The organism is Serratia sp. CY81684, from assembly GCF_052166595.1.
In the GTDB taxonomy this organism is placed as follows: Bacteria; Pseudomonadota; Gammaproteobacteria; order Enterobacterales; family Enterobacteriaceae; genus Serratia; species Serratia nematodiphila.
Genome location: NZ_JBJNOO010000003.1, coordinates 1,017,913 through 1,027,755, shown reverse-complemented (window position 1 = coordinate 1,027,755; position 9,843 = coordinate 1,017,913). Strand labels below are relative to the sequence as shown.

The window sequence follows — 9,843 nt, the reverse complement described above, 5'->3', positions numbered from 1 at the left end:
ACGACGCGAAGGCCACGCGGATCATCCCCGGTTTTTATATCCCAAAATGCCTTTCATCAAGGCGGTATCTCTTGTTATCGGCTACCACGGGCCGACGTCCGTCGGCGCAAGCATAAGCGTAACATGACTGAGATATTCAGTTTACGACAAGGCGGGGAGAATGGGCAGACGGCGGGCAAATTATCGGAATAGCGCCGCCGCTGGCGATCAGCGGCGGCGAGGTCAGGCTCAACGGCGGTTGCGCACCAGCTGGTAACGGCGGGTCAGGTATTCCACCGGCGCACTCCAGATATGCACCAGGCGGCAGAACGGGAACAGCACGAACAGCGTCATGCCCAGCACCATGTGCAGCTTGAAGATAAGCGCCACCCCTTCGAGATGCGCAGAGGCGCCGGCGTGGAAGGTCACGACCGCCTGCGCCCAGGCCACCAGCTTCATCATTTCGCTGCCGTCCATATGCTGGGCGGAGAACGGAATGGTCAGCAGCCCCAGACACACCTGCACCACCAGCAACGTCAGGATCAGGATGTCGGCGAAGCTGCTGGTGGCGCGCACCCGCGGGTTGGTCAACCGGCGTTTGAGCAACAGCGCGCCGCCGATCAGCGTCATCAGGCCGCAGGCGCCGCCGGCGATCATCGCCAGCTTCTGCTTCACGTCGATCGGCAGAAAGGCCTCATACATCCAGTGCGGCGTCAGCATGCCGAGGAAATGGCCCGCGAAGATGCCGATAATGCCGATGTGGAACAGGTTGGACGCCAGCCGCATGCCTTTTTTATCCAGCATCTGGCTGGAGCCGGCGCGCCAGCTGTATTGCCCGTAGTCGTAGCGCAGCCAGCTGCCGATCAGGAACACCGCGCCGGCCAGATAAGGGTAGATGTCGAAGAAGAACTGATTCAAAAATTGCATGATTAGCGTCCTTTGATTCCGGTTAACGCATCCGTCAGGTCCAGATACTGTGGCGCCACCGCGCCGGCGAAGCGCCGCTGGTGTGCCGTCTGCTGGGCGGAGGCGCAGCCCTGTTCGCCGAGAAACTTGACCTGCTCCTCTTCCCACACCGCATCCAGCGCCTGCGGCGTATCGTCGCGCGCCTCTTGCGCCACCTGCGTCTCCAGAGCCTGCGCCTGTACCTCGCTGCCGGACAACGCCAGCAGCAAATCGAACAGCACCGCATACGGGCTTTCACGCTGCTGCAAGCGCGCGCCCAGCAGCGCCAGGATCGGCGCGATGTCCTGCAGCCCTTCGCGCGCCTGCGCCGCGTTGCGGCTGGCCAGATACTCCAGGTACAGCGGCAGGAAATCCGGCAGCTCGCGGCTGTCGATCTCCAGCCCGGCGGCGCGGTACTGCGCCATCAGGTCAACCATCGCCTGGCCGCGATCGCGCGATTCGCCGTGCACGTGTTCAAACAGCAGCAGCGAGGTGGCGCGGCCGCGATCGAACAGTTCGCAATAATCGGCCTGCGCGTCCAGCAACGGGCGCGCGCACAGGCGGCGGATAAACAGAATCAGCTGCGCGCTGTGGTGCAGATCCAACTCGCTGGCCGGCTCCAATGCTTCGATCAGCGCCTGCTGATGGTCAAACAGCGCCTGCTCCGGGTAATCCAGCAGGCGGGCGATCACTTTCAGGCTGATCATGAGGCATCCTCCGGCCGCGCGGTTTTCGCGGTCACGTCGATGGCGTCAATGCGGCGGCTGTTGAACAGGTTGAACTTGCCGTCGCTGCCGTGGCAGCCGTCGCCGAAGCTGAAACCGCAGCCTTTGCTTTCCGGGAAGGCTTCACGCGCCAGTTCGCGGTGGCTCGACGGCACCACGAAGCGATCTTCATAATTGGCGATCGCCAGGTAGCGATACATTTCCTGCGCCTGCGCTTCGCTCAGACCGACCTGCTCCAGCGCGCTGGTGTCCACCACGCCGTCGACGGTTTCCGCCCGCTTGTAGTGGCGCATCGCCAGCATGCGCTTCAGCGCCAGCAGCACCGGTTCGGTATCGCCGGCGGTCAACAGGTTCGCCAGATACTGCAGCGGGATGCGCAGGCTCTCGACGTCCGGCAATACGCCGCTGTGCGCCAGCTCGCCGGCGTCGGCGGCAGACTGAATCGGCGACAATGGCGGCACGTACCACACCATCGGCAGCGTGCGGTATTCCGGATGCAGCGGCAGCGCCAGCTTCCAGTCCATCGCCATTTTGTACACCGGCGACTGCTGAGCGGCTTCAATGACGCCCTGCGGCACGCCGTCCGCCAGCGCCTGAGCAATCACCTTCGGATCATGCGGATCGAGGAAGATATCGAGCTGGCTCTGGTACAGATCCTTGTCGTTCTCCACCGCCGCCGCCTGCTCGATGCGATCGGCGTCGTACAACAGCACGCCGAGGTAGCGAATGCGGCCGACGCAGGTTTCCGAACACACCGTCGGCTGCCCGGCTTCGATGCGCGGGTAGCAGAAGATGCACTTCTCGGACTTGCCGCTCTTCCAGTTGAAGTAGATTTTCTTGTACGGGCAGCCGGTCAGGCACATGCGCCAGCCGCGGCACTTGTCCTGGTCGATCAACACGATGCCGTCTTCGCCGCGCTTGTAGATCGCCCCGCTCGGGCAGGTGGCGACGCAGGCCGGGTTGAGGCAGTGCTCGCACAGGCGCGGCAAATACATCATGAAGGTGTTTTCGAACTGGCCATACATCGCCTTCTGCAGGTTGTCGAAGTTTTTGTCCTGCGAGCGTTTTTCGAATTCCCCGCCGAGGATCTCCTCCCAGTTCGGGCCGCTTTCGATCTTGTTCATGCGCTGGCCGGTGATCAGCGAGCGCGGGCGCGCCACCGGCTGGTGCTTGCCCTGTTTGGCGGTGTGCAGATGCTGGTAGTCGTAATCGAACGGCTCGTAGTAGTCGTCCAGCGCCGGCACATCCGGGTTGGCGAAGATTTTCGCCAGCACGCCGACGCGGTTGCCCATGCGCGGCTCCAGCTTGCCGTTGATTTTGCGGATCCAACCGCCCTTCCATTTTTCCTGATCTTCCCAGGCGTGCGGATAGCCGACGCCGGGTTTGCTTTCCACGTTGTTGAACCAGGCGTATTCCATGCCTTCGCGGCTGGTCCAGACGTTCTTGCAGGTGACCGAACAGGTGTGGCAACCGATGCACTTGTCCAGATTCAGCACCATGCCGACTTGCGAACGAATTTTCATTTGTGGTTCTCCTGCTGACTGCCCTGCGCGTAGTCGTTGCCTTCATCGTCCAACCAATCAATGCGGTTCATCTTGCGCACCACCACGAACTCGTCGCGGTTGGAGCCGACGGTGCCGTAGTAGTTAAAGCCGTAGGCCAACTGCGCATAGCCGCCGATCATGTGAGTCGGCTTCGGACAGGCGCGGGTCACCGAGTTGTGGATGCCGCCGCGTTGGTTGGTGATCTCCGAGCCCGGCAGATTCACGATGCGCTCCTGTGCGTGGTACATCATGGTCATGCCGGCCGGGATACGCTGGCTGACCACCGCGCGCGCCGTCAGCGCGCCGTTGGCGTTGAAGGCCTCAATCCAGTCGTTGTCCGCGATGCCCAGATCTTTGGCGTCGTCTTCGCTCAGCCAGACGATCGGCCCGCCGCGCGACAGCGTCAGCATCAGCAGGTTGTCGCTGTAGGTGGAGTGGATACCCCACTTCTGGTGCGGCGTCAGGAAGTTCAGCGCCTTCTCCTTGTTGCCGTTCGGCTTGCTGTTGAGCAGCGGCTGGGCGGCGCGGGTATCGATCGGTGGCCGGTACGCCAGCAGGCTTTCGCCGAAGGCGCGCATCCACTCGTGGTCCTGATACAGCTGCTGGCGGCCGCTGAGCGTGCGCCACGGGATCAGCTCGTGCACGTTGGTGTAGCAAGCGTTATAGGAGACGTGCTCGTCTTCCAGGCCAGACCAGGTCGGGCTGGAGATAATTTTGCGCGGCTGCGCCTGAATGTCGCGGAAGCGAATTTTCTCGTCTTCCTTGTTCAGCGCCAGATGCCGGTGATCGCGGCCGGTGACGTTGCTCAGGGCTTCCCAGGCTTTCACCGCCACCTGGCCGTTGGTTTCCGGCGCCAGCGACAGGATCACTTCCGCCGCGTCTATCGCGCTCTCGATCTTCGGCCGCCCCGCCGCCGGGCCGTCGGCCTTGACGTAGTTAAGCTGCTTGAGGAAATCGACCTCGGTCTGGGTGTCCCAGCTGATGCCCTTGCCGCCGTTGCCCAGTTTGTCCAGCAGCGGCCCCAAGGAGGTAAAACGCTCGTAGGTGGCCGGGTAATCGCGCTCCACCGCGATGATGTGCGGCGCGGTTTTGCCGGGGATCAGTTCGCACTCGCCTTTCTTCCAGTCCCGCACGCCGTAAGGCTGCGCCAGTTCGGCGGCGGAGTCGTGCTGAATAGGCAGGGTCACCACGTCGGTTTCCTGGCCCAGATGGCCGACGCACACCTCGGAGAAGGCCTTGGCGATGCCCTTGTAAATCTCCCAGTCGCTCTTCGAGTCCCAGGCCGGATCGACCGCCGCCGACAGCGGATGAATGAACGGGTGCATGTCGGAGGTGTTCATGTCGTCTTTTTCGTACCAGGTGGCGGTCGGCAGCACCACGTCAGAGTACAGGCAGGTGCTCGACATGCGGAAATCGAGCGTCACCACCAGATCCAGTTTGCCTTCACCGCCCTGCTCGCGCCATTCCACTTCCTGCGGCTTCACGCCGCCCTGCTGGCCGAGATCTTTGCCCTGAATGCCGTTTTCAGTGCCCAACAGGTATTTGAGCATGTATTCATGGCCCTTGCCGGAAGAGCCCAGCAGGTTGGAGCGCCAGACGAACAGGTTGCGCGGGAAGTTCTGCGGATTGTCCGGCTGCTCGGCGGCAAAGCCCAGCGCGCCGTTCTTCAGGCTGTCGACGGTAAATTCGACCGGCGATTGGCCGGCCGCGCGGGCCTGCTCCGCCAGGCGCAGCGGGTTGGTGCCCAGCTGCGGCGCCGACGGCAGCCAGCCCATGCGCTCGGCGCGCACGTTGAAGTCGATCAGGCTGCCGCCGAAGCGCGACTTGTCCGCCAGCGGCGACAGCAGCTCGTCGGTGCCAACGGTTTCATAGCGCCATTGGCTGGAATGGTTGTAGAAGAACGAGGTGCTGTTCATGTGGCGCGGCGGGCGCTGCCAGTCGAGGCCGAACGCCAGCGGCAGCCAGCCGGTTTGCGGCCGCAGTTTTTCCTGGCCGACGTAGTGCGCCCAGCCGCCGCCGCTCTGGCCGACGCAACCGCAGAAGATCAGCATGTTGATCAGGCCGCGGTAGGTCATGTCCATGTGATACCAGTGGTTGACGCCGGCGCCGACGATGATCATCGAACGGCCATGGGTCTTCTCGGCGTTTTGCGCGAATTCGCGGGCAATGCGGATGATGTTGTGGCGCGACACGCCGGTGATCTGCTCAGCCCAGGCCGGGCTGTAAGCCTTGACCTCGTCATAGTCGGCGGCGCAGTTGGCGTCGCCCAACCCGCGCTCCAGGCCGTAGTTAGCCAGCGTCAGATCGTACACGCTGGTCACCAGCGCTTCGCTGCCGTCCGCCAGCTGCAGGCGTTTCACCGGCAGCTTGTGCAGCAGGATCTCGTCCAGCGCCACGCTGTTGAAATGCTCGCTGTCGGCGCCGCCGAAGTACGGGAAACCCACCTCGGCGACGTCGTCATGCCTGCCCAACAGGCTGAGCTGCAGCTCGACTTCCTGTTGCGCCTTGCCTTCGCGCTGTTCCAGGTTCCACTTGCCCTTCTCGCCCCAGCGGAAACCGATGGAGCCCTGCGGCGCCACCAGCTCGCCGCTGCGGCTGTCGATAGCGACGGTTTTCCATTCGGGATTGTTTTCCTGGCCCAATCCGTCCACCAGATCGGCGGCGCGCAGCAGGCGGCCGGCGGCGTAGTGGCCGCCTTCACGCGGCTCGAGCAGCACCAGCATCGGCATGTCGGTATAGCGACGCACATAGTCGCGGAAGTAGCCGACTTCGCGATCGAGATGGAACTCTTTCAGCATCACGTGGCCCATCGCCAGCGCCATCGCGCTGTCGGTGCCCTGCTTCGGATTCAGCCAGTGGTCGCACAGCTTGGCGACTTCGGCATAGTCCGGCGTCACCGCCACGGTTTTGGTGCCCTTGTAACGCACTTCGGTAAAGAAGTGGGCGTCCGGGGTGCGCGTTTGCGGCACGTTGGAGCCCCAGGCGATAATGTAAGAAGAGTTATACCAGTCGGCGGACTCCGGCACGTCGGTCTGCTCGCCCCAGGTCATCGGCGAAGCCGGCGGCAGATCGCAATACCAGTCGTAGAAGCTCAGGCAGGCGCCGCCGATCAGCGACAGGTAGCGGGCGCCGGCGGCGTAGGACACCATCGACATCGCCGGGATCGGCGAGAAGCCGATAATGCGGTCCGGGCCGAAGGTTTTGGCGGTGTAGACGTTGGCGGCGGCGATCAGTTCATTGACCTCCTGCCAGCTGGAGCGGACGAAACCGCCGCGGCCGCGCGCCACCTTGTAGCTCTTGGCTTTTTCCGCATCGCCGACGATAGAGCCCCAGGCTTCGACCGGATCGCTGTGCTGCGCTTTCGCTTCGCGCCACAGCTTGAGCAGGCGCTTGCGCATCAGCGGGTATTTCAGCCGGTTGGCGCTGTACAGGTACCAGGAGTAGCTGGCGCCGCGCGGGCAGCCGCGCGGTTCATGGTTGGGCAGATCGGGCCGGGTGCGCGGATAGTCGGTTTGCTGGGTTTCCCAGGTCACCAGACCATTCTTCACGTAGATCTTCCAACTGCAGGAACCGGTGCAGTTCACGCCGTGGGTGGAACGCACCACTTTGTCGTGCTGCCAACGGCTGCGGTAGCCGTCTTCCCAGTCGCGGTTGGTGTTCAAGGTCTGGCCGTGATCGCCAGAAAAAGGCTCCGCCAACTGCTTGAAATAGCGGAAACGGTCTAAAAATTTGCTCATCCGGAATGCTCCTGAAGGCTCTTGTCGTTATAAGAAGACATGCTCAATCTGCCGCCAGCCTACTGACGGCCAACCGGCGGCAAATTGATTGCGATCAAGAGAAAGCGGGAGGCGCCGCGCGCGTCGGCTGAGAAATACCACCAAAGTATAGGGGTGAAACATTAGGTTAATTGATTGAATTACAATAAATAAAATGGAGCATTAGGGTAAAGGCGAACGGGCGGGAGGCAAGACGAGGTATTTGGGGGTAGGACGCGGGAGAAACCTCCCGCGTGACGTTCACTCGATGCTTTCAGCGTTGAAGCCACAGCGTCGCGGTGCCCACGGCGGGCAACGCCAGCGTGATCTCCGCACCCGCGCCCTGCTGCCGCCAGCCCGCCGGAAGGCGCAAGCGGGTGCTTCCCTCTCGATAGTAAGGATTGGCTACCAGCAGCAAGGCGTGATCGCCCAGAACAAACATCCGCGCCGGCATTTGCGGGTCGCTTCCCGCCAGCGGCGTCGATTTTCCCGTCAGCAGATAAGGGGTGAAGGCGGCGATTTGCTGCGACACGGCAGCCACACCGCGCCAGGCGGCGTCAAACTCCCGTTGGTCGAAGCGGCCGGTTTTGCGTTTGTAAAACAGATCGGTATAAGAATAAAACAACAGCCCCTTGGCGCCGCCGATCAGCGCCTGCCAGGCCTGGTTGCGGATTTCCACCTCTGACGGCGGATGCGGCTTACGGCGGGCGTCATAAGCGGCGTGATCCATGATTTGCATCACCACCCAGGCTCCGCGTGCCTGGCGGGCGGCCTGCACCGTCAGTGCGGTATAACGCGTGGTGCGCGTCAGATCGCTATCGTTCCCCACCGGATAAGGGTCGGTCGCCAAAATGTCGCTGCTGTTGAAGTGAGCGTCCAACTCCCCGGTTTTGTTCAGCACCTGGAAAGTCGGATGATCGCCGTCAAGTCGCTTTATTTGCAGGTTTTTTTCCTCGATCTTATCGAGATATTCCGGCCCCAGCTCATCGTTGATGTACCAGGCAAGCAGGTTGGGCTGAGAGCGCAAACGCTGCACGTACCAGGCAGTCAGCGCCGCGTAGTCGCCACCGCGGACGGCCGGCGCGAAGCGGCTGCCGCGGTACTGATCTTTGACGGAGTAAATGACCAACAGCCCGCGCTTGCGTGCGTTGCGGAAAAAGGCGTATGGATCTTTCTTTTCCCCGTAATCATAATTCAGCACCGTGTTGAATCCCGCCGAGGCGATGCGCGCCAAATGCTCATCGGTAGCCACGTTGGCGTAAATGCCCAACGGGAAAAGCCGTTGACCGTCGCGCAGGGTAAAACCTTCGCTGTCGATCGCCACTTTGGCCGCAGGCTGCCCGACGCGAAAAGACAGCTCGCTGCCCTGAGCCTGGCGGGATTGTGGACCGGTAACCTGCTGACGCAGGCGGTATTCACCCTGGGCCAGGCCGGCCGGCGGTTGGTATTCGATACGGCGTTGTCCTTCAACCTGATAACGGTCGCGGCTACTGTGAACAACCTGCCCCTCGGCATTGAGCAATTCGCTGTCGACCTGCAAATGCTGCGGCTGCGAAGTGACGACCAGCGTGTCAACCTTCCCCTGCGCCGACGCGCCGAGCTGATACAACGCCGGCGTAGGCGCTCGAGCACAGGCATAGGCGTCGTCAAACCAGGCGGTACCGGTGCTCCCCTTACGCAGATAAACGCCAAAAGTGATTCGCGCCGCCTGCGGCGGCACGGTATAGCTGGCGTTCACCTGCCGCCAGCCGCTGTCGCCGGTCACCCCAGCCGGATAGCTGCCTTCCAGAAAGCGCCCCTGCGCATCAAAGCTCTGCAGATAAACCCCAGCGCCGCCGTCGCGGCTTTGCCCGCGTACGCCGCGAGTCTTGAGCCAGACGCCGAAATCTATCGTCTGTCCGGGCACAACCTGCAGCGCCTGGTTGAAGGTACGGTATTGCGCTACATCTGCATTGTCATAACGCAGACTCCCCCTGCCACTGTGCGTATCGCCGTCGGCCTGCGCGCCCTGCGCTCGCCAGCCGCTGAGCCCCTGCTCAAAGCCGGGGTTGGTCAACAGATTGGGTTGGCAGTTCTGCGCCAGAGCCGCTGCGCCCCACAAGGCGCAACAGCCCAGAGCCGCCCGCCGATACATCCCCCTCATGGTCATTTCCTTTTCACCACGGCATTGAACAGATAGGTGGCGAACAAATAGCAGGATTTCTGGTACGACAGCCCCAAATGCTGACGGTAAATCCGCCATTGCCAGTCCGCTGCGCGGATTTTGTTGCCCGACAGCGAATGGGTAGACAATCGGTAACAGGCCAGCGGTTCGGGAATGCAGTAGGCCAGGCCGTTACGCGCCTTCTGCAGCACCGCCAGCCACATCAAATAGTCCTCATGCCCCACTTTTTGCTGATACACCTTGCCGATGCGCTTCTGGTTATAGATGCCGGTGAGATTGCCGATCCAGTTGCTTTTCAACATGTCCTGATAGCCGATAAGCTCATCCGCACCACGGGTGTTTTTGATCAACTTCAGATCGTCTTCGAAGGTGTAATAATGGGAACACACCACGTCATAGCGGCGGGTTTGCAAAATGCTCGCCTGGCGCGACAGCTTGTTGGGGAGCCATACGTCATCACTGTCGCAGAATGCGATATAATCCCCGCTCGCCGCCTCAATGCCGATGTTGCGCGTTTCCGCCACGCCCTGGTTATGCTCATTGCGTATATAGGTGAGGCGATCGTGGATAAACGGCCGCACCACCTCGGCGGTGTTGTCGGTGGACGCATCATCGATCACATACAGGTGATAGTCGGTAAATTGCTGGTTCAGCACACCAAGAATCGATTCTTTGATTGAGTTTGCCGCGTTGTAGGCGGGCATTATCACGGATATCTTTTCCATTCGGTC

The 9,843-nt window shown here is 61.9% G+C and carries 6 protein-coding genes; all 6 read right to left on the bottom strand.

The genetic code is table 11. The annotated features are described in order from the left end of the window. Positions 1 to 228 precede the first annotated feature (228 nt). On the bottom strand, positions 229 to 906 hold the full coding sequence (gene narI, locus ACJ8QF_RS12705) for a respiratory nitrate reductase subunit gamma (RefSeq protein ID WP_004934642.1): 678 nt from the start codon (positions 904 to 906) through the stop codon (positions 229 to 231). Between the two features lie 2 nt (positions 907 to 908). Continuing rightward, positions 909 to 1,631, bottom strand: a complete 723-nt coding sequence (narJ, locus tag ACJ8QF_RS12700; RefSeq protein ID WP_131164799.1) for a nitrate reductase molybdenum cofactor assembly chaperone — start codon at positions 1,629 to 1,631, stop codon at positions 909 to 911. After that, positions 1,628 to 3,172: a nitrate reductase subunit beta gene (narH, locus tag ACJ8QF_RS12695; RefSeq protein ID WP_131164800.1), complete on the bottom strand. Its 1,545-nt coding sequence runs from the start codon at positions 3,170 to 3,172 to the stop codon at positions 1,628 to 1,630. The genes narJ and narH overlap by 4 nt, the downstream gene beginning before the upstream one ends. Then, positions 3,169 to 6,930 carry a nitrate reductase subunit alpha gene (locus ACJ8QF_RS12690; protein WP_442537561.1) on the bottom strand — a complete coding sequence of 1,254 codons (3,762 nt, stop codon included), beginning with the start codon at positions 6,928 to 6,930 and terminating at the stop codon, positions 3,169 to 3,171. The genes narH and ACJ8QF_RS12690 overlap by 4 nt, the downstream gene beginning before the upstream one ends. A 292-nt stretch (positions 6,931 to 7,222) precedes the next feature. After that, the gene (locus ACJ8QF_RS12685; RefSeq protein ID WP_442537655.1) at positions 7,223 to 9,082 is read right to left on the bottom strand and encodes a carbohydrate-binding protein CenC; all 1,860 of its coding nucleotides are present in this window, start codon (positions 9,080 to 9,082) and stop codon (positions 7,223 to 7,225) included. A gap of 11 nt (positions 9,083 to 9,093) precedes the next feature. After that, positions 9,094 to 9,837, bottom strand: coding sequence for a glycosyltransferase family 2 protein (locus ACJ8QF_RS12680; protein WP_015378195.1), 744 nt, complete (start codon positions 9,835 to 9,837; stop codon positions 9,094 to 9,096). Positions 9,838 to 9,843 lie beyond the last annotated feature (6 nt).

Coding starts and splice junctions, on each gene's coding strand:
- narI (WP_004934642.1), bottom strand. CDS start 906: ATGCAATTTTTGAATCAGTTCTTCTTCGACATCTACCCTTATCTGGCC.
- narJ (WP_131164799.1), bottom strand. CDS start 1,631: ATGATCAGCCTGAAAGTGATCGCCCGCCTGCTGGATTACCCGGAGCAG.
- narH (WP_131164800.1), bottom strand. CDS start 3,172: ATGAAAATTCGTTCGCAAGTCGGCATGGTGCTGAATCTGGACAAGTGC.
- ACJ8QF_RS12690 (WP_442537561.1), bottom strand. CDS start 6,930: ATGAGCAAATTTTTAGACCGTTTCCGCTATTTCAAGCAGTTGGCGGAG.
- ACJ8QF_RS12685 (WP_442537655.1), bottom strand. CDS start 9,082: ATGTATCGGCGGGCGGCTCTGGGCTGTTGCGCCTTGTGGGGCGCAGCG.
- ACJ8QF_RS12680 (WP_015378195.1), bottom strand. CDS start 9,837: ATGGAAAAGATATCCGTGATAATGCCCGCCTACAACGCGGCAAACTCA.